This is a genomic window from Candidatus Thiopontia autotrophica, assembly GCA_014384675.1.
Classification (GTDB): domain Bacteria; phylum Pseudomonadota; class Gammaproteobacteria.
In genome coordinates this window covers 1-23,697 of sequence record JACNFK010000028.1, presented here as the reverse complement: position 1 = coordinate 23,697, position 23,697 = coordinate 1, and the positions used below count along the sequence as shown (strand labels likewise).

The following is a 23,697-nucleotide window of genomic DNA, read 5'->3' as shown; positions in this document are numbered from 1 at the left end:
ATGGTCTGGTCTGATCTGTTGGCCGCTTTGGCCCTTGTGCTGGTGATTGAGGGGTTGTTGCCAGCACTGAACCCTGATGGCTGGAGGGATACCATGGGACGGCTTGCCGGCATGGAGAGTGGTCAGTTGAGAAAGATGGGATTGATTAGTATGGTGGCTGGCGCAGGGCTGCTTTATCTTGTCAGAGTGGTGTGAACGCATAGAGAGGAAGATTGATGCAGTCGTTGGAAAATTGGAGATTGCCTGACGGTATTGAAGAGCTGCTACCAGCTGAGGTAGTGGAGATTGAGTCGCTGCGTCGCAAGGTACTTGATCTTTTTCATGGCTGGGGCTATGAGACTGTAATTCCTCCTCTGATCGAGTATCTGGAGTCTCTGTTGACGGGAACTGGAAATGATCTTGATCTACAGACATTCAAACTTACCGACCAATTGACCGGCAGAATGATGGGGGTTCGTGCGGACATGACCCCACAGGTTGCACGTATTGATGCCCACCGCTTGAATCGTGAAGGGCCGGTCCGTCTCTGTTATCTGGGGTCTGTGCTACATACTCGTCCCGAGATTTCAGGCGCAACCAGAAGCCCTATTCAGGTAGGGGCAGAACTTTATGGCCATGCAGGAATTGAGAGTGACCTGGAGGTGATTCGTCTGATGCTGGAGATGCTTGACCTTGCGGGACAAGAGTCACTGGTGCTGGATCTTGGCCATGTTGGAATCTACCGCAGTCTGGTTGAGCGGGCAGATTTGTCGGCGCAGGATGAGTTTATGCTGTTTGATGCATTGCAGCGCAAGGCATCTGTTGAGGTTGAAGCTGTTGTTGGTGGCGTGAAGGATGAGGGGCTAAGGTCTCAGCTACTGGCACTGAAAGATCTTAATGGTGGAGTTGAGGTGTTGGAAGAGGCAAAAACATTGCTTGATCCATCTGCTCACCAGGCAATCAGTACCCTGGAGCTTATTGCAGAGACTGCCTCCAGACAGCAGTGGAATGTTGAAATGCATTTTGATCTGGCAGAACTGCGTGGTTACGATTATCACACTGGAGTTGTATTTGCAGCCTATGCCCCAGGAAAAGGTGAGGCTGTTGCTCAGGGTGGACGCTATGACAATGTTGGTGCGGTTTTTGGGCGAGCTCGTCCGGCAACCGGTTTTAGTGCAGACATCAAGAATCTCGTTGCATCAGGTGGTGATCGGAATTATCCTCTCCCAGCAATTTTTGCACCGCACAGTGAGGATGGTGCGCTTTCTGTCGAGATAGATAATTTAAGACGCTCTGGTGAGCGGGTAATTGTCGAGCTACCCGGACAGAATGAGACCGCTGGTGATATGGGATGTGATCGTCAGTTGGTGTTGAATGATGGTGGCTGGACCGTAGAGCCAACCAAATAGAGTGATGTGATCTATAAAACAGTTAGAGAAAATATAAGATGGCAAAGAATGTAGTAATTATCGGATCTCAATGGGGTGACGAAGGAAAAGGAAAGGTCGTCGACCTTTTGACAGATCGTGCTTCGGCCGTGGTCCGGTTTCAGGGGGGTCACAATGCAGGACATACCCTGGTGATTGATGGCGACACCACTGTACTTCATCTTATCCCTTCTGGAGTTTTGCGCGATAACGTAACCTGTTTTATTGGCAATGGTGTGGTGCTGGCTCCGGATGCACTGTTGAGTGAGATCCGCATGCTGGAGGAGAGTGGAATTCCAGCAAGAGAACGTCTGCGCATAAGTGAAGCATGTCCGCTGATTCTTCCTTATCATATTGCGCTGGATCAGGCTCGAGAGGTGGCCCGAGGCAAGAAGGCTATCGGCACTACTGGCCGTGGTATTGGCCCAGCCTACGAGGATAAGGTGTCTCGTCGCGGTATTCGTCTTGGTGACCTGCTTGATGAACAGCGCTTTAGAGAGCGTCTGCGCGAGGTGATGGAGTATCACAACCATGCTCTGGTGAACTATTTCAAGGCTGACCCTGTGGATTATGATGAGGTTTTGGAGAGCTCTCTGGCTATGGCTGATGAGTTGCGTCCAATGGCTACAGATGTAACTGAGGAGCTGTTTGACCTTAAGGAGCAAGACAAGGGGATACTGTTTGAGGGGGCGCAGGGAACACTGCTTGATATTGACCATGGAACCTACCCTTACGTAACTTCGTCAACTGTAACTGCTGGTGGAGCATCGGCAGGAACTGGTGTTGGTCCACGTTATATGGATTATATTCTTGGTATTACCAAGGCCTACACAACCAGAGTCGGTTCAGGTCCATTCCCAACAGAGCTTTATGATGGAGAGGATTACTGTGACAATAACGGCAAGCATATGGCAGAGAAGGGGCACGAGTTTGGTGCAACTACCGGTCGAGCCAGGCGTTGTGGCTGGTTTGATGCAGTTGCTCTGCGCAGAGCAGTACAGATTAACAGTTTTACTGGTCTCTGCATTACCAAGCTGGATGTGCTGGATGGACTTGAGACACTGAAGATTTGTACAAGCTATCGTATGGATGGCGAGATCAGAAAGTCACCACCGATTGGGGCTGATGCATTTGAGGCGTGTGAGCCGGTATATGAAGAGATGTCTGGCTGGAGTGAGTCAACACTTGGGGTGCGTGACTATGATGCCCTTCCAGATAGTGCAAAGGCATATCTGAGTCGTCTGGAGGAGTTGTGTGGCGTTCCGATTGATATCATCTCAACTGGCCCTGATCGTGAAGAGACAATTGTCCTTAACCACCCATTCTCCTGATCTATAGTTTTTCCATATGTTCCAACACCTCCGATGGGGGTGTTGAGGCAGATTTGCTAATGTCTCCACTCTTGTTGACGGTTATCCATGCTGGAAATTGCTCAACATTGTAGTCATAGGCTATATTTTCATCATGGTCGGCATAAAGTGGCAGCAGATTAATGAAGTGTCGTCGACTTAGCTCGTAAACATCGTACCAGTAATTATCAATCTCTTCGTACATGACGATACCAATCAGATTGAGCTGGTCTCGGAGTTTGTCCATCTTCTCAATGGTTACCCAGCACTCTTCGCAACCCATGGGGAAGAAATATAGGTAGATCTGTTGCCCTTGCAGATTTTCCATGGCCACCGGTGCTGCGGAGCTGACCAGTGTCCCCTCAAGCTCGGGAGCAAGTTTTGGTGGTGGATTATCACTGCATCCGGTCAGTGAGAGAATAGTAAAAAGTGTTAACAGTATACGTATCATGGGCGTAAGATACCGCACATTGAATATAAATGGAGAAAAATATGGTGCCTGGGAGAGGACTTGAACCTCCACGGGGTTGCCCCCACTAGCACCTGAAGCTAGCGCGTCTACCAATTCCGCCACCCAGGCAGGGTGTGAATGAGCGCGCACTTTACCGGCCCATCGGGCTGGTGTCAATTATCAAGGTAAAGAATCATTGAAAGAAGAGAATAAAAATTTTTATACGGTTCCTGTAGCTGAAAGGCAGGAGATAATAGAGGTACTAAAGCAGAATCATGCACCTCAATCATTGAAGCAGCTGATTGATCAGTTTGGCTATGAGGATGAAGAGCGTCAGGAGGGGTTGCGTCGCCGTCTGATTGCGATGTCACGAGATGGGCAGATTGCAAAGAACAGGCGTGGTGGATACGGTCTGGTTGAGCGTATGGATCTGGTACGTGGACGGGTACAGGGACATCCGGATGGTTTCGGTTTTCTTATCCCTGATGAGGGCGGCGAGGATGTATTTCTGCATGCCAAACAGATGCGTTCGGTTATGCATGGTGATCGCCTGCTGGTATCCATAGTTGGAGTAAACAGACGCGGAAAACGTGAAGGCCAGGTTACCGAAATACTGGAACGTGGAACCCGGCAGGTGGTTGGGCGCTTCTTTCTTGAGCGTGGTGTCGGAACGGTAGTGCCAAGTAACAAGCATATCACTCACGATATTCTGATCCCTTCTGAACAGCAGGCTGGAGCAAAGAGTGACCAGATTGTTCTGGTCGAGCTGATTGAGCAACCATCAAGGCGTAGTGGCCCCATTGGCAGGGTGGCCGAGGTTCTGGGTGACCATATGGCTCCCGGCATGGAGATTGATATTGCGATTCGAGCATTCGAGATTCCTCATCTATGGCCCGATGCAGTAGAGCGACAGGCTGCATCAATTGCGGCTGAGGTTCCGGAGAAGGCAAAGAAGGGAAGAAAGGATTTTCGCAACACCCCTTTGGTCACCATTGATGGCGAGGATGCTCGTGATTTTGATGATGCTGTCTACTGCAGTCGCACCCCAAAAGGGTGGCGTCTGTTGGTTGCCATTGCCGATGTATCCCATTATGTGGAGCCAGAGAGTGCGCTTGATCGGGAGGCTATTGTTAGAGGCAATTCAGTCTATTTTCCTGGTCATGTGGTTCCGATGTTGCCAGAGTCGCTATCAAATGGGCTCTGCTCACTTAACCCGGATGTTGATCGTCTCTGTATGGTCTGCGAGATGCAGATTAACGAGTCAGGCAAGGTAACAAGTTCACGTTTTCACCAGGGTGTAATGCGTTCGGCAGCACGAATGATCTATAACCAGGTGGGAGACGCCCTGGATGGAAAAGTTGATTCGTTGCCACCAGTCTATAAAAAATATCTGCCAGAACTGCAGGAGTTACATGCTCTGTACCACGTACTGAGAGATGCACGTACGATTCGTGGTGCTATCGATTTTGATACAGTGGAGACGCAGATAAAGTTTGGTGAGGGCAAGAAGATCGACCGTATTGTGCCTACCATTCGTAATGATGCACACAAGATGATTGAGGAGTTCATGATTGCTGCCAATGTATGTGCAGCACGTTATCTGAAGCGCAACAAGATTCCGGCTCTTTATCGTGTTCATGAGCAACCAGGATCCGAGAGACTGGATGAGGTCCGTCTGTTTCTACGAGAGTTTGGACTGACCCTGGCTGGCGGTGACCGTCCACAACCCGGAGATTATGCCCGGGTGCTGGACTTGGCACGTAACCGCCCAGAGTTCAATCTGATTCAGACAGTTCTACTGAGAAGCCTTAGTCGTGCAGTCTACTCTCCCGAGAGTGTTGGCCACTTTGGCCTGGCGCATGAGAACTATGCACATTTCACATCTCCTATCAGACGCTATCCTGATCTGTTGGTGCATAGAGCCATTGGACATCTGCTGGGTACAGGGATGATCAGATCTGCCATGAAGAAGGGTGCTGGCAGTTTCAGATATGACAAGGAAGATATGGTCAGGTTGGGAGAGCAGTGTTCAACAACCGAGCGACGTGCTGATGACGCAACACGTGACGCTACTGATTGGCTCAAGTGTGAATACATGATGGACCATGTTGGCGAGGAGTTCAGCGGGGTTGTAAGTGGAGTTACCGGTTTTGGTCTATTTGTTACCCTGGATGATATTTTTGTTGATGGTCTTGTTCACATTACTGCATTGCAGAATGATTACTACCATTTTGATCCGGTACGTCATCAGTTAACTGGAGAACAGGGCGGTCGTCAGTTCCGTTTGGGAGATACCATCAGGGTGCAGGTTGCACGTGTTGATCTGGATGAGCGCAAGATTGATTTTCTCCATCTGGAAAAGAGTAGCAGCACAAAAAAGACGAAAGGTCGACGTGCTAACTCTAGAAAGAGCAACAAGGAAAAGGGTAAAAGAGGCAAGCAGGAGAGAAAGAGTCCAGCCAGAAAAGCCTCAAAGAAAAAAGTATCGAAGAAGAAAAGTGCCAAAAGAGATAACAGAGGGAGAAAGGTCGTAAAGAAAAAATCGGTCAAGCGCAGACCCAGACGTACATCAAAGGGTTCATCAGAAAGGCATTAAGGAACCTCTGATTAAGTCACTTCGTGACCCAATCAGATCTCCCTCACAAGTTATCCTATGAGGGAAGGGTTATGGTTCAGTATGTTACAATAACACCTGTAGAGCCATTCCCCCAAACCCCCATCCCATTAATCTTTTTCAGAGGTTACTTAATAATGGAGCAGATCTTCGGTATCCATGCAGTTCGTGGTTGGCTAAAGTCAGGGCAGGCGCGGAAGGGTGACCAGTTGTTGGTGGACGAGAGGCGTCATGACAGGCGTCTTCAAGATCTGGTGCAGCAGGCAAAACGTCAGGGAATATCTGTACGCAAAGTTTCAAAAAGAGAGATGGACAGACTGGCTCAGGGTGGTGTACATCAGGGTGTGGTGGTTGAGGTTGCAGTAAAAACAGAGCAGAAAATATATGACGATAATTGGTTGGAGGAGATGCTGGATAATCTCTCAGAGCCGCCATTTCTGTTAATGCTTGATGGGGTGACCGACCCTCACAATCTGGGCGCATGTCTGAGAAGTGCCGAAGCTGCAGGAGTTCATGCTGTTGTAGTTCCCAAGGATCGCTCGGTTGGTATTACCCCGGTTGTACGCAAGGTTGCATCTGGTGCAGTAGAATCTCTCCCTTTTGTGATGGTTACAAATCTCTCTCGCCTATTGAAGAGTCTGGCAGATAGAGGATTGTGGATTGTTGGAGCTACAGGTGAGGCTACCGATTCTCTGTATGAGGCTGATCTTGGTGGCCCGTTGGTGCTGGTTATGGGTGCTGAGGGGGGAGGCATGAGGCGTCTAACCAAAGAGAATTGTAGTCAACTGGTAAAGATACCGATGGCTGGTGAGGTAAGCAGCCTGAATGTCTCTGTTGCCTCTGGAGTTGCCCTTTTTGAGGCGGTGCGCCAACGCATGTTATCACGTTGATTATCATCCGTTGTATCAGTATAATGCGCGCTCCGAATCGTCAGGAGCCATGCTTTTGGTGATTCCTCCTTGCTTGCATATGAGTCAACGATCTCATATCAGGCTTTTTTATCCATAAGGGGACATTGAAAAATGAAACATTACGAAATCGTATTTATGGTCCACCCAGACCAGAGTGATCAGGTGGAGACGATGGTAGAACGCTATCGCTCTGTAATTGAGGGTGATGGTGGCAAGATCCATCGTCTTGAGGATTGGGGACGCCGTCAGTTGGCATACTCTATCAACAAGATTCACAAGGCCCACTACGTGCTGATGAACGTCGAGTGCACAATTGCTGCATTGAACGAACTATCCGGGCTATTCAAGTTCAATGATGCTGTGATCCGTAGCCAGGTGCTTTCCATGAAGGGTGTTCCTGAGGGTCAATCTGCAATGATGACTGCGAAAGAGAAGGAGTCCAGCCGCAAGGATAGGGATGATTCACGCAGAGAACGCCGTGATGATAGAGCAGCATCTACAGATGCTCCTGCTGCTACAGCAGAGAAATCTTCAGAGGCCGACGCACCAGCAGAGACTGAGGCCACTGAGGCCTAGTCGTTCTGATTAACCATAAATATTTATAAGCGAGATTAAAAATGGCACGCTATTTTCGTAGAAGAAAATTTTGTCGATTCAGCATGAAAGATGCACCAGCAATCGACTATAAGGATGTTGAACTTTTGAAGGACTTTATCTCCGAGACCGGAGCTATCATCCCATCAAGAATTACTGGAACAAAGTCACGTTATCAGCGTCAGCTGGCAACAGAGATTAAGCGCGCCCGTTTTTTGGCGTTGTTACCATACTCGGACGCCCACGACCGCTGATCATACAGGTAACCCACTGTACGCCTCCATGACAGTGTTAAAAAATGATCATTTATCTTGATGCCCTTGGGTGCACTTGTAAATTGACGTTTTTGGCCTTGTCTTGAATACGTACAGGGGCAACCTGAATAATCACTGTTAGGGTAAACGCATTTAAGCTATGCGAGCACTTGCTGAATTTGTACTGCGTAGTCGTCTCCATGCGATGGGGACGATTGCAATGCTGGCTTTTGTAACTCTATTGTTGCCACCAATTGGATATCTTACCGGGGCAGTAGTTGGTCTGGTAACCCTGCGTCAAGGAGCAGTCGAAGGTCTGTTGACGCTGGCTGGAGGTTTAGTCCTGGCCATGGCTGTAAATAGCCTGAATGGCGATAATGCAGTGACAGTTGGTGTATTGGCGCTGTTCTGGTTGCCTGTCTGGGTTCTGGCTGCTGTTTTGAAGGGCACCAATTCTCTGAAGATTGTTTTTCAGATTGCGGCTCTGTTTGGGGTGGTTGTTCTGTTTCTATTTTATATGTTTGTGGATGGAAATCCTGCGATATGGTGGCAGGAGACAGTACAGAATCTTTTTGAGGCCACTGGGGAGAGAGCCGTTGCCCCTGATGTCGAGATACTTTTAAAACCACAGCTGGCAGAGGTATTGACGGGAGTTTTGGCTGCTGGATTTTTCCTGGGATTGACTGCAATGCTGTTGATTGCGCGTGGTTGGCAGGCGATGCTATACAATCCTGGTGGTTTGAAGCAGGAGTTTCTGGCGCTACAGCTGGGAAAGAATTCTGTGCTTCTTGGGTTGGCAGTAATGTTGCCCGGGATGTTGATGGGTGATGCAGTTCCAAGTATTGTGCCGGATCTTATGCAGATCTGGATGACCCTATTTATGGTGCAAGGGCTTGCAGTAGCTCATGCATTGCTGGAGATGAGGACAAAACGGAAGGGGTGGATTACAGCACTCTATCTGTTAACACTGTTTACCCCGCTGGGATTTGTTGTGACGATGGTTGGTGTAACCGATACATGGGTTAATTATCGTAAACAGTTTGCAGCGTAGTAGGTGGCTGTTGAAAATTTTATTTTATGGCGTGATTCTCTGCCATTTTCAAAGAGAGTCTGTAGATATAAAAAGGAAACTTAAATGGATGTGATCCTGCTTGAAAAAGTGGCTAACCTGGGTGATCTCGGGGACAAGGTCTCAGTCAAACCTGGATATGCTCGTAATTTTCTTCTCCCTCAAGGGAAGGCAAAGTCGGCAACCCCGGAAAACCTGAAAGAGTTTGAAGAGCGTCGTGCAGAGCTGGAGAGTCTTGCTGCCGAGACACTGGCTGCGGCACAGGCTCGTGCTGACCAGATTGCTACGGTTAAATTGGAGATTGCTCATCAGGCTGGTGAGGAAGGAAAGCTATTTGGCTCTGTAACTGGAGCCGAGATTTCAAAAGCCATCACCGATGCTGGAGTTGAGGTGTTGAAGAGCGAAGTTCGTCTCCCTGACGGCCCACTGCGTGAGCTGGGTGATCATGAGGTTACAATTCAGCTGCATACAGATGTTAGCTGTGATGTAGTCGTGGTTATTGTTGCTGAAGAGTAATTCTTTGTCTTCAACAGGTTGCACGTTGTTGTGCGGCTATTGAATCAAGATAGCCCTTGCACGTTTGTGTGAGGGCTATTTTTTTGTCTGGTATTCATATTTTGTCCGTTTAATGGTCGAATTGTTTTCAGTTCTGGATTATCCTAACCAGCCATGTCTGATTCTTCATCACTAACTGTTCCCCCGCAACATATTGAGTCTGAGCAATCTGTGCTTGGCGGATTGATGCTGGATAACAATAGCTGGGATATTGTCTCTGACAGAGTGGTGGAGGAGGATTTTTATCGCAAGGATCATCGTCTGATCTTCCGCTCTATTTCCAGTCTTGCAGAGGACAACAAGCCATTTGATGTCATTACATTGACAGAGTGGCTGGAGAGCAGGAATGAGGCTGAGAATGCAGGTGGATTGGCATATCTTGGGACACTGGCAAAAAATACCCCAAGTGCAGCAAATATTCGTCACTATGCAGATATAGTAAGAGAGCGTTCGATTCTGCGCCGTTTGGTCACAGCATCCAACAAGATTGCGGAGTCTGCATTCAATACTGACGGACGCAAGGTCTCAGAAATTCTGGATCAGGCCGAGCAGTCAATATTCCAGATTGCAGAACAGGGGAGTCGCAATCAGAAAGGGTTTGAGGATATGCAGACCCTGCTTACACGTGCAGTTGATCGTATCGACAAGCTTTACAACTCAAAGAGCGGTGCGGTTACCGGTATTGCTACAGGCTTCTCTGACTTTGATCGAATTACAACAGGTCTGCAGAAATCTGATCTTATTATTGTGGCAGGGCGCCCCGCAATGGGTAAGACCTCGTTTGCAATGAATATTGCAGAAAATGCTGCAGTAAAAGGGGGGGCATCGGTAGCAGTTTTCAGTATGGAGATGTCCGGTGAGCAGTTGGCTACCAGGCTTATCTCTTCTTTGGGACGAGTAAATGCAAACAAGATTCGTACCGGACAACTGGATGATGATGACTGGCAGTATGTGATAAAGGCTGTTGATCAACTGAAAGACAGCAATATTTTTATTGATGATACTCCGGCTCTCACATCTACAGAGTTGCGCTCCAGGGTGCGTAGAATTGCTCGCAGCAACCATGGCCTTGATCTGGTAGTGATTGACTACCTGCAGTTGATGCAGGGCTCTGGCAAGGCGTCTTCGGAAAACAGGGCAACCGAGATTGCAGAAATATCCCGCTCTCTCAAGGCGATGGCAAAGGAGATGAATATCCCGGTGATTGCGCTGTCACAGCTCAATCGTTCACTGGAGTCACGTCCCAACCGTCGTCCGGTAATGTCTGATCTTCGTGAATCTGGTTCTATCGAGCAGGACGCAGATATTATCGTCTTTATATACCGTGATGAGGTATACAACGAGGAGAGTCCGGATCGAGGGACTGCAGAGATTATTCTGGGCAAACAGCGTCATGGATCTATTGGCACAGTGAAAGTTGCATTCCATGGGGAATATACCCGTTTCGACAATCTTGCCCCTACCTACATGGCCAGCCATCCCGGCGCACACGAATGAGTCGTCAGGTTACCGCCACCATTAATCTGGAGGCGCTTCGACATAATCTGCAACAGGCAAGAGATAGAGTTTCAGACCAGACCCAGGTTGTTGCTGTAATCAAGGCTAATGGATATGGACATGGATTGTTAACGGTTGCTCATGCTCTATATCAGGCAGACATGTTTGCTGTTGGGTGCCTGGATGAGGCGGTTCAGCTGAGGAGTGCCGGAGTTCAGAAGCCTATCCTGTTGCTTGAGGGGTTTGAAGGGGAGGAGGAGCTGCATGCTGCCTCTCAGCTTGATTTGCAGACGGTAGTGCATTCGAAAGAGCAGTGGAGTCTGCTGAAATCCACACACCTGAAGCGCTCATTGGTGGTGTGGTTAAAGGTGGATAGCGGAATGCACCGTCTTGGGTTTTATCCGCAGCGGGTGGATCAGTTGTTACCACTTATGGAAGAGAGTTCATGTGTTGATCAATTGGTTCTGATCTCCCATTTTGCCAATGCCGATAAGCCAGATCATAAGATGAATCAGCAGCAACAAGAGTTGTTCGAGACATCAGGCCAACAGCTTGATATCAGGCGTAGCATGGCAAATTCTGCAGCCCTGCTCTCTGACAACAGCACCCATTATGACTTTGTGCGTCCGGGAATCATGTTGTATGGAGGCTCGCCATTTTCTCAACAGAGTGCAGACTCTATTGGTCTGAAGCCGGTCATGACACTAAAGGCCCCGCTGATTGCTGTCAAAAAGTTGCAGAGGGGAGATTGTGTTGGTTATGGCTCCACCTGGTGTGCGCCGGAAGATATGAGTATTGGGGTGGTTGCCATTGGCTATGGTCATGGCTATCCCCGTTCTCTGCCCACGGGTACTCCAGTGTTGATCAGGGATCAGAGGGTCCCTCTTGTGGGTAGAGTATCCATGGATATGATAACTGTAGATCTGACAGAGGTGCCAGATGCGATGGTTGGTGATCGGGCAATATTGTGGGGAGATGGATTGCCGATAGAGGAGATTGCAGATAAGGCAGACACCATCTCTTATGAGTTGCTTTGTCAGTTAACCTCAAGGGTCAGACGAGAGGAGGGATAGTCTGTGGTAAAGAGCAAAGTTGAATTTGTCTGTACAGAGTGTGGTGATGTCTCTCCCAAGTGGGCAGGGCAGTGTGCTACCTGCAAGGGGTGGAACTGCCTGACCGAGATGGCGGTTTCCTCATCCGGTAAGGAGAGCGGAGGACGTTTTGCCGGATATGCTGGAGAGCGTGCAAAGATAGTTAATCTGTCTGAGGTTGAAACTGCAACTGATGCTTTGAGCTCAACAGGAATCACCGAGATGGACAGGGTGCTTGGTGGGGGCATGGTTCATGGATCTGTAGTGCTGATTGGAGGTGACCCAGGGATTGGAAAGTCTACCCTGTTGCTGCAGATTATGGCGAAACTGGCTACGGAGATACCGGTTCTCTATGTGACGGGAGAGGAGTCAGCCAGACAGATATCCATGCGGGCGCAACGCTTGGGGGTGGATCCATCAAAGCTCGACCTGCTGACTGAGACACAGGCTGAACAGATTATAGAGGTATCCCAGTCGCTCCATCCAAAGGTACTGGTCATCGACTCAATTCAGACAATCTATACTGAAGATCTGACGTCTGCACCAGGATCAGTGGCACAGGTGAGAGAGAGTACAGCGAGGCTGGTACGTTATGCCAAACAGACAGGGACATCCATATTTCTTGTGGGTCATGTAACCAAAGATGGTAGCCTGGCAGGCCCACGAGTACTGGAGCATATGGTCGATACTGTTCTCTATTTCGAGGGGGAGAGTGGAAGTCGTTACCGGGTGATCAGGGCTATTAAAAACCGTTTTGGTGCGGTAAATGAACTGGGGGTCTTTGCAATGACAGAGACCGGGCTGAAGGAGGTTTCAAACCCCTCTGCCATTTTTCTCTCTCGTCATGACTCTCCGGTCGCGGGTACGGTGACACTGGTCACTATGGAGGGGACGCGCCCCCTGTTGGTTGAGTTGCAGGCGCTGGTAGATGAGAGCCACCTATCCAACCCCAGAAGGGTCTCTATCGGTCTTGAGCATAATCGTCTGGCAATGTTACTGGCTGTACTGCACAGACATGGTGGAGTTGTCAGCTATGATCAGGATGTATTTGTAAATGTTGTTGGCGGAGTAAGAGTCACCGAGCCGGCAGCAGATCTTGCTGTTGTGCTGTCGATTATATCCAGCCTGCAGAACAGGCCGTTACCGGAGGGGACAATTGTCTTTGGCGAGGTTGGCCTGGTTGGTGAAGTGCGTCCTGTGCCGGGAGGAGAGGAGAGGCTTAAAGAGGCGGCCAAGCATGGTTTTACCCGAGCGATAATCCCGCAAGCCAATAGCCCAAGAACCCCCATTAAAGGGTTGGAAGTTATGGCGGTTGGCAGACTGTCAGAGGTGTTGGCTAGTCTATAAGGTTTTTTCTTAACAGAGGGAAAATACGTACCCGACGAACAATATTCTCTGATGCATTGGTAACCTCTACCGGGTATCCATTTATCATCATGCTGGTACCGGCTTCCGGTATATCCTCCAGATGTTCCAGGATAAGTCCGTTAACTGTTTTTGGACCATCCAGAGGCAGATCCCACCCCATTTTTTTCTCCAACTCTCTCAGGTTGGCACTGCCTTCAACCAGATATGATCCATCTTCCTGCGGCTTTATCTCGGAGATTGTATCGGATACATCTGTGGTGAACTCCCCGACAATCTCTTCAAGCAGATCCTCAAGGGTTACCAGCCCCTGGATGTCACCATATTCATCAACGACCAACCCCATTCTTTTTTTGAACTTCTGGAACTGAAGAAGCTGGATGTTAAGTGTTGTCCCCTCTGGTATAAAGAGTGGTGTATGCAGTGCCTTGATGAGTTCACTTTTTCCCTCTTTCTCGGAGGAGCTTAGGTGAATAGCATTACGCATATGGAGAATTCCCAACAGGTGTTCGCTGTTGTCACTAAACACGGGAAGACGTGTGTGCTGGGTAAGGGATAGCTGGGTAAGAATCTCGCTCCACGTATCCTCGATATTTATTCCAATAATCTCGTTGCGGGGGACCATTATGTCCTCTACCGTGACCTCCTCAAGATCAAGGATACTGGTGAGCATGGATTGATGTTTTTTTGGAATCAACCCTCCAGCCTCTTTTACAACAGTACGCAACTCCTCTCTGGAGAGGTGATCAGTTTGGGATGAGTTGAGCTTTATTCCAACCATACGTAACACAATATTGGTGATTATGTTTATCAGCCTGACAAGAGGGTAAAGAATACGCAGCAGTGGTGTAAGTATGAATGATGCGGGATAGGCAAAACGTTCTGGTGAAAGGGCAGCAATGGTCTTTGGAGTAACCTCGGCAAAAATAAGAATAACGAAAGTGAGGATGCCGGTAGCAATGGCTATTCCGGCATCACCAAATATACGCATACCGATTATTGTGGCTATGGAGGATGCGAGAATATTTACAAAATTATTGCCAAGCAGGATCAATCCAATCAACCGCTCAGGGCGATCCAGAAGTTGAGATGCTGAACGTGCACCACGATGCCCGATTCGAGAAAGGTGGCGCAGGCGGTATCGGTTTATTGCCATCATACTGGTTTCTGAACCAGAAAAGAAAGCGGATATAAGAATCAATAGGAAGAGAATTCCGGAAAGAATCTCTGTGGAGACTTCATTCATCCGCTGGAGGGGATACCTATCAGTATTTCGACAACAAAGCGGCTACCAAAGTAGGCAAGAAAGAGGATTACAAATCCGCTAATAGTCCAGCGCACAGCAGTACGACCGCGCCAACCATGCTGTTTTCTTCCCCATAACAGTGCGGCAAATATGATCCAGGAGATGATGGATAGCAGAGCAGTATGCGCACGTTGTTGTGCCACCATATCCTCTACCAGAGGAATAGCACTCAAGAGAGCCAGTGTAAGCATTAACAGTCCTGCACGAATCAGCTGAAACATCAGGTGCTCAACATCAGCCATAGGTGGTAGTGCTCGAATGAATCCGCCTGGCTGTTTATTGCGCAGGTGATGCTCCTGTACTGCGAGCAGGATCGCCTGTAGTGCTGCTATACCCAACAGGCTGTATGCAAGCATGGAGAGTAGAATATGTGTATCGAGCGCGGTTGATGCAGTGTGTATCACTGCACCAGGATTGGTGATCTGTAGCAGAACTGTTATGGCTGATATAGGGAAAATAATGATGCCAAGATTTCCTACAGGGCGAATTAACCAGGTAATTTCAAGCAGAAGTACCAGCAACCAGCTTGTGATTGATAGTGCATGGAAGAACCCCAGGTTGACCCACTGCGCCACGACCAGTTGGAACAGAACATTTGTGTGGAACAAAAAACCAATAACCCCTAGCAGTTTCAGCCCATTTCTTGGGTGGTCAAAACAGGATATTCCCTGAGTCAGCATACGTCCCAGCCCAACTGCTGTAACAAGGTACAGTAGACTTGCGATGATTCCTGTGGTGACAAAGTCCATATCAACTCCTTACATTACTTCTGCCCGGTTTTTTTGTTGATGATGTCATAAATGAAACCGTTTCGTCAGTAGAATTAGATATAATTTGTCTATGTTTGAAAATCTTACCGATCGCCTTAACCGAACTCTCAAGACTCTGAAGGGCCAGGGTCGTCTGACTGAAGATAATATAGGGCAGGCACTTCGTGATGTTCGTATGGCGCTACTTGAGGCAGATGTCGCGCTTACTGTTGTGAAGGCGTTTATTGAACGGGTCAAGGAGCGTGCTCTAGGGCAGGAGGTATCTGCAAGCCTTACTCCTGGGCAGGCGTTGATAAAAATTGTTCAATCAGAACTTGTGGTATTGATGGGGGATGCCAACGAGGGGCTTAATCTGCGTGCACAACCCCCGGCAGTCATTCTTATGGCTGGCCTGCAGGGTGCTGGTAAAACAACCAGTGTGGCAAAACTGTCCCGTTTTCTGCAGGAGCGTGAATCCAGAAAGGTGATGGTTGCCAGTGCGGATATCTACCGCCCAGCAGCAATTGAGCAGCTGAGATTGTTGGCAGATGAGGTTGGAGCAACATTTTTCCCCAGTACGGCAGATCAAAAACCGGTGGATATCGCAAAAAATGCGTTAGCTCAGGCCAGAAAACAGTTTGTCGATGTCTTGATTATTGATACCGCCGGTCGTCTCCATGTGGATGAGGAGATGATGGGAGAGATTCGGAAGCTGCATGCTGCAGTTACTCCGGTCGAGACCCTGTTTGTTGTTGATAGCATGACAGGCCAGGATGCCGCCAATACAGCCAAGGCCTTTGATGAAGCATTGCCGTTGACCGGTGTTGTTTTGACCAAGGCAGATGGTGATGCTCGTGGTGGCGCGGCACTTTCTGTACGTCAGATAACTGGTAAGCCAATCAAGTTTCTTGGTGTTGGTGAGAAGGTTGATGCACTTGAGCCTTTCTATCCTGATCGTATCGCCTCCAGAATACTTGGGATGGGGGATACCTTAAGCCTTATTGAGGAGCTGGAGCGTAAGGTAGACAAAAAGAAGGCCGACAAGCTAGCCAAAAAGGTACGCAAGGGAAAAGGCTTTAATCTGGAGGATTTCAGAGATCAGTTGCAACAGATGCAGGGGATGGGTGGGGTTGCCTCGATGATGGATAAGTTGCCTGGAATGGCAAATGTGTCGGATAAAGTGAAGAACCAGGTAAATGATAGTGAGTTTTTACGTATGGAGGCCATGATCAACTCCATGACTCCAAAGGAGCGCCGTCGCCCAGACATGATCAAAGGGTCAAGAAAGAGAAGAATCACCCAAGGCTCTGGCACTACAGTGCAGGATCTTAATCGTCTTTTGAAGCAGTTCAAGCAGATGCAGAAGATGATGAAAAAAATGAAAGGCGGGAAGATGGCCAGAATGATGCGGGGGATGGGAGGAATGGCTGGCGGAGGGGGTATGCCAGGGGGGAAAATGCCATTTTAAAATGGCTTCAAAAATCTTCACTTCGATGCTTTCATGCAGTATAATGCCCGACTAATTAAGAGCCGACTCACATTAGGTTGATTGGGGTCGGTTTTTTTCATCCATTAAATATTGAGAACTGGAAAGAAAAAATGGTAGTAATTCGTCTTGCACGTGGTGGTGCAAAAAAACGTCCTTTTTACCGCATTGTTGCAACTGACAAGAGAAATAGTCGTGATGGACGTTTCCTGGAGAAGCTCGGATACTTTAATCCTGTGGCATCCGGTAACGAGAAGCGCCTGGAGATGGATATGGACCGTGTAGATCATTGGATTACCAATGGTGCACAGCTTTCCAATCGTGTTGCCAGTCTTGTTAAAGAGAATAGCAAGGCCGCCGCAGCCTGATTAACCATCCTGTGATGCTCACCCGAGCAGAACGGGGTACTCATCCTTCCGATGAATAAGAAGTCCACTGATTCCCTGGTGTTGCTGGGAAGAGTTAGTGGGCTTTTTGGCGTTCGTGGATGGGTGAAAATATACTCCTATACATCTCCTCGAGAGAATATCCTGCGTTACCGCAAGTGGTTGTTAACCATAAATGGGGAGCAGAGAGAGTTTGTGGTAAAACAGGGAAAGCGTCATGGTAAAGGTGTTGTTGTGCTCCTGGATGGCTTCAATGATAGAACAGCAGCAGAGGAGCTGATTGGTGTTGATATATCGGTCAGACGAGATGCATTGGAAAAATTAACAGATGACGAGTACTACTGGTCAGATCTGATTGGATGTCAGGTGATTAACTCTGATGACGGGGTGTTGGGCGAGGTTTCCGATTTGATGGAGACGGGAGCCAATGATGTGATGGTGATAAGTGGTGAAGATAAAGATGTATTGATCCCATTTGTTAACCAATGGGTTACCGAGGTTGATCTTGAAGAGAAAAGGATCACGGTTGAGTGGAGGCTGGATTTCTAGTGCGTTTTGATCTCATTACACTATTTCCCGAGATGTTGAGTGCTATTACCGGGCAGGGGATAACAAAGAGAGCTGTTGATCGTGGGTTGGTGGATATCCATCACTGGAACCCCAGAGATTTTACAGAGGATCGGCACCGTACTGTGGATGATCGTCCCTATGGTGGAGGCCCAGGTATGGTAATGCTCTATGAGCCACTGAAAAAGGCTATCTGTCAGGCGAGAGATAGTCAGAAAGAGAGCGGAATATCTCCTTATCTGATTTATCTCTCACCACAAGGAAAACCGCTTACTCAGGGCAAGATAGAGGAGTTGAGCAAAAAAGATGGCATGCTTCTGTTGGCAGGACGTTATGAAGGCATCGATGAGAGGCTGATTGAGTCCGAGGTGGATGAGGAGATATCAATTGGTGATTATGTTGTTAGTGGGGGAGAGTTGCCAGCTATGGTGCTGATGGATGCTGTGATCCGGCTTGTGCCTGGAGCGTTAGGGCATGCGGACTCTGCAGCAGAGGATTCATTTTCTGATGCGCTGTTGGATCACCCTCACTATAGCCGTCCGGAGGAGGTGGATGGAAGATCGGTACCAGAGGTTTTGTTGAGTGGAAATCATCAGGCTATTGCTGAGTGGAGAAGGGAACAGGCAGAGCTCAGAACAAAAAAGCGACGGCCAGATATATTGTGAATATTTGGTAATAATAGGGTGAAAAACTGTGGAAAAACAGTATAATTGCCCGCTTCAAAGCCCTTGCATGTTAGCGTGATCAAGGGTTATTTTTATGTTTACAGAGAGTTATGGATTAGAGTGATGAGTAATATTATTCAAGAGTTGGAAGCGGAGCAGATGGGTCGTGAGATTCCTGAGTTTAATCCTGGAGATACAGTTGTTGTTCAGGTTAAGGTAAAGGAGGGTGATCGTGAACGTCTACAGGCTTTTGAGGGGCTCTGTATTGCCAAGAAAAATCGTGGATTGAATTCATCGTTTACTGTTCGCAAGATCTCGTATGGTGAGGGCGTGGAGCGTGTGTTCCAGACTTATAGCCCGTTGGTTGACAGTATCACTGTCAAGCGTCGTGGTGTGGTTCGCCAAGCCAAGTTGTACTACATGCGTGAGCGTACTGGTAAGGCTGCACGTATTAAAGAGAAGATTTAGTAACCTTTTCCTGTTGAAAGGGTGAATGCAAAGAGGGCGGGTCATTATATGATCCGCCCTCTTCTGTTTTGGGAGGCTGAATAGTTGGGAAAGGGGAAGATAGAGGATTTTCTTGATACTCTATGGATGGAGAAAGGGTTGAGTCAAAACACTATCTCTGCCTACCGCAGTGATCTCAATCAATACCGTACCTGGCTTGATGAACAGTATGTTGACGATATTGTTGAGGCTGATAGAGAATCATTGCTGGGCTATCTCTCATATCTTGCTGGCAAGGGGCGTCATGCGCGCACCGTAGCAAGGGTATTAAGTTCCCTGCGACGTTTTTACCGCTATCTGTTAAATAGTGGGGTACGAAGAGATGACCCGACGGCGCGGATTGACTCTCCAAAAATTGGTCGTGCGCTGCCATCTACCCTGACTGAACAGGAGGTTGAGGATCTACTGGACACGCCGGACGTCTCAGCTCCACTGGGGTTGAGGGATCGTGCAATGATCGAGTTGATGTATGGTGGGGGATTCAGGGTTTCGGAGTTGGTACAGCTAAGAATAGATGCGCTCAATCTGAGACAGGGGGTTGCCCGTGTTATGGGAAAGGGAAACAAAGAGCGCCTAGTCCCTTTGGGAGAGGAGGCGCTTTACTGGATAGAGCGTTTTCTGGATGAAGGCAGACCAGTGTTTATGCAGGGACGTACCTCCGATTCGCTTTTTGTAACCTCCAGGGGGGCGGGGATGTCTCGCCAGGCGTTTTGGATCAGACTAAAAAAGTATGGTCGTGAGGCCCGTATCTTGACACCATTCTCCCCGCACACATTAAGGCACGCTTTTGCTACACACTTGCTGAATCATGGAGCCGATCTCCGTTCTGTTCAGGTATTATTGGGTCATAGTGATCTATCAACTACCCAGATTTATACGCATGTTGCCAGAGAAAGATTGAAGAATATACATAAAGAACATCATCCAAGAGGTTAATAAATAATGAAAAACAATACATATATAAAAATAGCCGCCGCATTTTTTGCGATCATCTCTTTTACCCTGTCATGGGCTGAGGCAGCTGGAGATATTCCCCATGCGGTAACGGACCGGTTGCAGAAGATTATTCCAGGAACAGCCCCCAGTGAGGTGCGTGCTGCCCCTGTCTCAGGTCTTTTTGAGGCTCGGTACGGCACTACAATTCTCTACCTCTCTGCTGATGGGCGTTATCTGATTGATGGTGAGATGCTGGATCTGGAGAGTCGTACCAATCTGACAGATGAGCGTATTGCATCAGCCAGAGTAGAGATACTGAATGGACTGGATGAGTCAGAGATGGTGGTTTATGCCCCTAAAGAGAGCAAGCGCACACTGACCATCTTTACCGATATTGATTGCCCTTATTGTGTTCGCCTACATGAAGAGCGCGAGGAGCTGATGGATGCCGGTATCAAGCTTAGGTATCTACTCTATCCTCGTGCAGGATTCAACTCATCCTCTTACCAGAAGGCAGTAACAGTATGGTGTTCCGAAGATCGTGCAGCCGCATTGACAGCGGCAAAGTCTGGCGAGAAGCTGGATAAAAAGAGTTGTGAAAATCCTGTTATGTCACAGATGCGCCTGGCTACCAGCTTTGGGTTGCAGGGGACGCCACATATTGTAGTGGATGACGGAGAGGTTATTAGTGGCTATATGCCGGCAAAAAAACTGATTGAGAAACTTGGGCTATAGGCTCTTTTTGAGTTGATAGATTGCATCCAGCGCATCCTTTGGTGTCATCTGGTCTGGATCCATATCTCTCACAAGCTCCTCTACAGCTGATCTACTAAACAGAGACATCTGTGGCTGTCTGGTTGAGGAGCTGGCGACGGTGGTTTGTGACCCCTGCTCCTCTTCCAGCTCAATCAACCTCTCCTGTGCCTGCTTAATTACCTGTTGTGGTATACCGGCTAAACTCGCAACCTGTAACCCATAGCTCTGATTTGCTGGCCCTGGACGTACAGCATGAAGAAAAACAATACCGTCACCATGTTCTGTTGCATCCAGGTGGACATTTTTTATGGCAGGAAGCTGATTCTCCATTGCCGTAAGCTCAAAATAGTGGGTTGCAAACAGGCTGAGTGACCCCTGATGTTTAACCAGATGTTCTGCACATGCCCCAGCCAGGGAAAGTCCATCATAAGTGCTGGTGCCACGACCAATCTCGTCCATTAACACCAGGCTGCGGAAAGTGGCATTGTGGAGGATGTTGGCTGTCTCTGTCATCTCCACCATAAAGGTGGAGCGGCCACCAGCGAGGTCATCAGATGCCCCAATTCTGGTGAAGATTCGATCAACCATACCTATGGTTGCAGCCGTAGCCGGGACAAAGCTGCCAATATGTGCCAACAGGACAATCAACGCATTCTGACGCATAAAGGTACTTTTGCCGCCCATGTTGGGTCCGGTGATTATCAACATTCTGGTGGAGTCATCGAGAGAGAGGTCATTGGCAATAAAAGGGGTTTCGGAAACAGTCTCAACAACCGGGTGGCGCCCCTCCTTGATTGCAAGTTGACTCTCATCAACCAGTTGTGGTCGTACCCACTCCAGCCTCTCCGCACGTTCGGCAAGGTTGGTCAATACATCAAGTTCAGCAATTCCCAAGCTACATTGCTGTAGCGGCACCAAGATATCGATAAGTTTTTCAATGAGCTCCTCGTAGAGTGCTTTTTCACGCCCTAACGCACGCTCATTGGCAGATAGCACTTTATCCTCGAAGCTCTTAAGCTCTGGAGTGATAAAACGTTCAGCTGCTTTAAGTGTCTGGCGGCGCACATACTCCACTGGAATCTCTCCATTCTGTGCCTTGCCAATCTCGATGTAGTAACCATGAACACTGTTATAACCAACCTTGAGGGTGGTGATTCCGGTACGCTCTCGCTCCCTCTGCTCCAGTTGCTGTAGTAGTTCCCCGGCATTCTTACGGATAGAGCGTAGCTCATCCAGTTCGATATCATATCCTGTCGCAATAACTCCACCATCACGAATAATCATGGGCGGGTTATCGATTATTGCACTTGTAAGTAGCTGTTCAATTTCCGGAAAAGTTGAAATTTGTTGTGCCAGACTACCCAGTGCTTCGCGTTGATCATCCCTGATGGACTGTTGCAGTGCAGGAAGTGATGTCAGGGAGTCCCTTAATCGTGCCAGGTCACGGGGGCGGGCACTTCGTAGCGCAATACGGGAGAGGATTCTCTCCATATCACCAATACCACGCAATATGGGCTGAAAGGTATCGTGAAGACGTTGTTCGAAAATGGACTCAACAGAGAAGAGACGTTGTTCAAGAACAGTTTTATTCTGTATTGGATTACTCAGCCAGCGCCGCAGCATGCGACCTCCCATGGCAGTGCTGGTATGGTCCATTGTTTCGATAAGGGTGTGAGTCTCGCCACCTGCAAGATTGGATAGAATCTCCAGGTTTTTGTAACTGGCTGCATCAATAGAGACATTTTTCTCTTGCTGCAGGAGTTGAATACTGTTCAGGTGTGGTAGTGAGGTTCGTTGTGTGTGCTGGACATATTGTAAAAGTGCCCCCGCAGCACCTAGTCCAATAGTTAGATCATTACACCCAAACCCTGATAGATCGTTGGTTCCAAACTGTTTGGCCAGCTCTCTTTGTGCTGTTTCAGGATCAAAATTCCACCCAGGCTGAGGGCGTAATCCACTGCGTCCATCAAGTTGTGTGCGTAGTTGAGAGTTTTCAGGAAACAGGATCTCTGATGGCTTTATCCGCTCTAGCTCTCCAAACAGGGACTGTAGACCATTTATCTCCATAACCTGAAAACGTCCTGCTGCCAGTGCAAGTATTGCTACACCATAGCGCCCATCATCTTCGTAAATGGATACCAACAAACTCTCGGCATTGTCATCCATCAGCGCCTCATCGGTAAGAGTGCCTGGAGTGATGATTCGAGCCACCTGGCGTTCAACCGGGCCCTTGCTTTTGGCAGGGTCACCAACCTGTTCACAGATTGCTACAGACTCACCAAGTTTTACCAGACGGGCAAGATACTGCTCGGCAGCATGGTAAGGGACACCAGCCATCGGGATAGGTTCGCCAGCTGATTTGCCACGTGCAGTCAGTGTGATATCAAGTAGTTCAGCTGCCCGTTTGGCATCGTCAAAGAAGAGTTCGTAAAAATCTCCCATACGGTAAAACAGCAGCGAGTCAGGATGCTCCGCCTTGATACGAAGAAATTGCTGCATTACCGGGGTATGATTACTGCTGTTCATTGAGCGAGAAAGTTTACCGGAAAACAGAATGCAGTACGAAATTGAAAATGTAGTAAATGAGTTATCGAGAGAGCTGTTGAAGCATGGTTTGATGCTTGTTACTGCAGAATCATGTACTGCCGGGTGGATCTCCAAAGTAATGACTGATCCAGCAGGTAGCAGTGGCTGGTTTGAGCGTGGGTTTGTCACCTATTCCAATGAGTCCAAAATGGAGATGTTGGGTGTGTCTGAGCAGACATTGCAGCAGTATGGCGCGGTAAGTATAGAGACGGTTCAGGAGATGGTTACAGGGGCTCTGGATCGCAGTAGTGCAGATGTTGCCGTGGCAGTAAGTGGCATTGCTGGACCAACCGGTGGTAGTGATGACAAACCTGTGGGGTTGGTCTGGTTTGGTTGGCAGGGGAGAGATGATCTGTTTCATGGGGAGTCAGTAGTTTTTGATGGCAACCGCAATGAGATCCGTGAACAGACCGTTCTTTATGCTCTGGAAAAGGTGTTGCAGAACATAAAATTGGTTAGGTGAGTCTTCTCTTTTATGGGATAATTTCACGCTATTTCACAGGCTTTATCAGATGGACAAGAACAGACAAAAAGCACTAGAGGCAGCCCTTACCCAGATCGAACGCCAGTTCGGCAAGGGCTCCGTAATGCGCATGG

Annotated in this window: 24 protein-coding genes and 1 tRNA gene; 20 read left to right on the top strand and 5 right to left on the bottom strand. The window is 48.5% G+C overall.

The genetic code is table 11. The features are described from left to right. The 3 genes from H8D24_05575 to H8D24_05565 are packed head-to-tail and all read left to right on the top strand — an operon-like array spanning nt 1 to nt 2,737. Nucleotides 1-195, top strand: a complete 195-nt coding sequence (locus tag H8D24_05575; GenBank protein ID MBC8519857.1) for a DUF2065 domain-containing protein — start codon at nt 1-3, stop codon at nt 193-195. 20 nt (nt 196-215) lie between these two features. Then, the gene (locus H8D24_05570) at nt 216-1,388 is read left to right on the top strand and encodes an ATP phosphoribosyltransferase regulatory subunit (protein MBC8519856.1); all 1,173 of its coding nucleotides are present in this window, start codon (nt 216-218) and stop codon (nt 1,386-1,388) included. 38 nt (nt 1,389-1,426) lie between these two features. Then, complete coding sequence (locus H8D24_05565; GenBank protein ID MBC8519855.1) at nt 1,427-2,737, top strand: adenylosuccinate synthase; 1,311 nt, start codon at nt 1,427-1,429, stop codon at nt 2,735-2,737. Nucleotide 2,738: 1 nt separating this feature from the next. Here H8D24_05565 and H8D24_05560 read toward each other — a convergent pair whose 3' ends face one another. Together H8D24_05560 and H8D24_05555 are read right to left on the bottom strand one after the other, a co-directional pair. Further along, nucleotides 2,739-3,206 carry a hypothetical protein gene (locus H8D24_05560; protein MBC8519854.1) on the bottom strand — a complete coding sequence of 156 codons (468 nt, stop codon included), beginning with the start codon at nt 3,204-3,206 and terminating at the stop codon, nt 2,739-2,741. A 42-nt stretch (nt 3,207-3,248) separates the two neighbouring features. After that, nucleotides 3,249-3,335, bottom strand: a tRNA-Leu gene (locus H8D24_05555). Nucleotides 3,336-3,402: 67 nt separating this feature from the next. On the opposite strand from H8D24_05555, the gene rnr reads away from it, so the two are divergent. From rnr to radA, 9 genes are all read left to right on the top strand, one after another. Further along, on the top strand, nt 3,403-5,802 hold the full coding sequence (rnr, locus tag H8D24_05550) for a ribonuclease R (protein MBC8519853.1): 2,400 nt from the start codon (nt 3,403-3,405) through the stop codon (nt 5,800-5,802). Between the two features lie 155 nt (nt 5,803-5,957). Beyond that, nucleotides 5,958-6,710, top strand: a complete 753-nt coding sequence (gene rlmB / locus H8D24_05545) for a 23S rRNA (guanosine(2251)-2'-O)-methyltransferase RlmB (protein ID MBC8519852.1) — start codon at nt 5,958-5,960, stop codon at nt 6,708-6,710. 132 nt (nt 6,711-6,842) lie between these two features. Next, the gene (gene rpsF, locus H8D24_05540) at nt 6,843-7,307 is read left to right on the top strand and encodes a 30S ribosomal protein S6 (GenBank protein MBC8519851.1); all 465 of its coding nucleotides are present in this window, start codon (nt 6,843-6,845) and stop codon (nt 7,305-7,307) included. A gap of 41 nt (nt 7,308-7,348) precedes the next feature. Then, nucleotides 7,349-7,579: a 30S ribosomal protein S18 gene (locus H8D24_05535; GenBank protein ID MBC8519850.1), complete on the top strand. Its 231-nt coding sequence runs from the start codon at nt 7,349-7,351 to the stop codon at nt 7,577-7,579. A 160-nt stretch (nt 7,580-7,739) separates the two neighbouring features. Further along, nucleotides 7,740-8,630 carry a hypothetical protein gene (locus H8D24_05530; GenBank protein MBC8519849.1) on the top strand — a complete coding sequence of 297 codons (891 nt, stop codon included), beginning with the start codon at nt 7,740-7,742 and terminating at the stop codon, nt 8,628-8,630. An 84-nt stretch (nt 8,631-8,714) separates the two neighbouring features. Further along, nucleotides 8,715-9,164: a 50S ribosomal protein L9 gene (gene rplI / locus H8D24_05525; GenBank protein MBC8519848.1), complete on the top strand. Its 450-nt coding sequence runs from the start codon at nt 8,715-8,717 to the stop codon at nt 9,162-9,164. A 153-nt stretch (nt 9,165-9,317) separates the two neighbouring features. Next, nucleotides 9,318-10,700: a replicative DNA helicase gene (gene dnaB, locus H8D24_05520; protein MBC8519847.1), complete on the top strand. Its 1,383-nt coding sequence runs from the start codon at nt 9,318-9,320 to the stop codon at nt 10,698-10,700. After that, complete coding sequence (gene alr / locus H8D24_05515; protein MBC8519846.1) at nt 10,697-11,773, top strand: alanine racemase; 1,077 nt, start codon at nt 10,697-10,699, stop codon at nt 11,771-11,773. Before dnaB ends, alr begins: the two co-directional genes overlap by 4 nt. 3 nt (nt 11,774-11,776) lie before the next feature. Then, on the top strand, nt 11,777-13,138 hold the full coding sequence (gene radA, locus H8D24_05510; protein ID MBC8519845.1) for a DNA repair protein RadA: 1,362 nt from the start codon (nt 11,777-11,779) through the stop codon (nt 13,136-13,138). Here radA and H8D24_05505 read toward each other — a convergent pair. Both H8D24_05505 and ccsA read right to left on the bottom strand, forming a co-directional pair. Further along, nucleotides 13,128-14,402: an HlyC/CorC family transporter gene (locus tag H8D24_05505; GenBank protein ID MBC8519844.1), complete on the bottom strand. Its 1,275-nt coding sequence runs from the start codon at nt 14,400-14,402 to the stop codon at nt 13,128-13,130. The genes radA and H8D24_05505 overlap by 11 nt on opposite strands. After that, nucleotides 14,399-15,211: a cytochrome c biogenesis protein CcsA gene (gene ccsA / locus H8D24_05500; GenBank protein ID MBC8519843.1), complete on the bottom strand. Its 813-nt coding sequence runs from the start codon at nt 15,209-15,211 to the stop codon at nt 14,399-14,401. The genes H8D24_05505 and ccsA overlap by 4 nt, the downstream gene beginning before the upstream one ends. 91 nt (nt 15,212-15,302) lie before the next feature. On the opposite strand from ccsA, the gene ffh reads away from it, so the two are divergent. The 7 genes from ffh (at nt 15,303) to H8D24_05465 (ending at nt 20,493) form a co-directional block, all read left to right on the top strand. After that, nucleotides 15,303-16,679 carry a signal recognition particle protein gene (gene ffh, locus H8D24_05495; GenBank protein MBC8519842.1) on the top strand — a complete coding sequence of 459 codons (1,377 nt, stop codon included), beginning with the start codon at nt 15,303-15,305 and terminating at the stop codon, nt 16,677-16,679. Nucleotides 16,680-16,810: 131 nt separating this feature from the next. Continuing rightward, complete coding sequence (gene rpsP, locus H8D24_05490; GenBank protein ID MBC8519841.1) at nt 16,811-17,065, top strand: 30S ribosomal protein S16; 255 nt, start codon at nt 16,811-16,813, stop codon at nt 17,063-17,065. Nucleotides 17,066-17,116: 51 nt separating this feature from the next. Further along, complete coding sequence (rimM, locus tag H8D24_05485) at nt 17,117-17,632, top strand: ribosome maturation factor RimM (protein ID MBC8519840.1); 516 nt, start codon at nt 17,117-17,119, stop codon at nt 17,630-17,632. Continuing rightward, nucleotides 17,632-18,315 carry a tRNA (guanosine(37)-N1)-methyltransferase TrmD gene (trmD, locus tag H8D24_05480; GenBank protein ID MBC8519839.1) on the top strand — a complete coding sequence of 228 codons (684 nt, stop codon included), beginning with the start codon at nt 17,632-17,634 and terminating at the stop codon, nt 18,313-18,315. The genes rimM and trmD overlap by 1 nt, the downstream gene beginning before the upstream one ends. Nucleotides 18,316-18,438: 123 nt before the next feature. Beyond that, nucleotides 18,439-18,783, top strand: coding sequence for a 50S ribosomal protein L19 (gene rplS / locus H8D24_05475; GenBank protein ID MBC8519838.1), 345 nt, complete (start codon nt 18,439-18,441; stop codon nt 18,781-18,783). Nucleotides 18,784-18,909: 126 nt separating this feature from the next. Next, nucleotides 18,910-19,758 (top strand): site-specific tyrosine recombinase XerD, encoded by an 849-nt coding sequence (gene xerD, locus H8D24_05470; protein ID MBC8519837.1) that lies wholly within the window; start codon nt 18,910-18,912, stop codon nt 19,756-19,758. 6 nt (nt 19,759-19,764) lie between these two features. Further along, nucleotides 19,765-20,493 (top strand): DsbC family protein, encoded by a 729-nt coding sequence (locus H8D24_05465; GenBank protein ID MBC8519836.1) that lies wholly within the window; start codon nt 19,765-19,767, stop codon nt 20,491-20,493. Here the strand turns inward: H8D24_05465 and mutS are convergent. Beyond that, nucleotides 20,488-23,040, bottom strand: coding sequence for a DNA mismatch repair protein MutS (mutS, locus tag H8D24_05460; GenBank protein ID MBC8519835.1), 2,553 nt, complete (start codon nt 23,038-23,040; stop codon nt 20,488-20,490). The two genes, H8D24_05465 and mutS, sit on opposite strands and share 6 nt — an antisense overlap. 28 nt (nt 23,041-23,068) lie before the next feature. On the opposite strand from mutS, the gene H8D24_05455 reads away from it, so the two are divergent. After that, the gene (locus H8D24_05455; GenBank protein MBC8519834.1) at nt 23,069-23,563 is read left to right on the top strand and encodes a CinA family protein; all 495 of its coding nucleotides are present in this window, start codon (nt 23,069-23,071) and stop codon (nt 23,561-23,563) included. Nucleotides 23,564-23,697 lie beyond the last annotated feature (134 nt).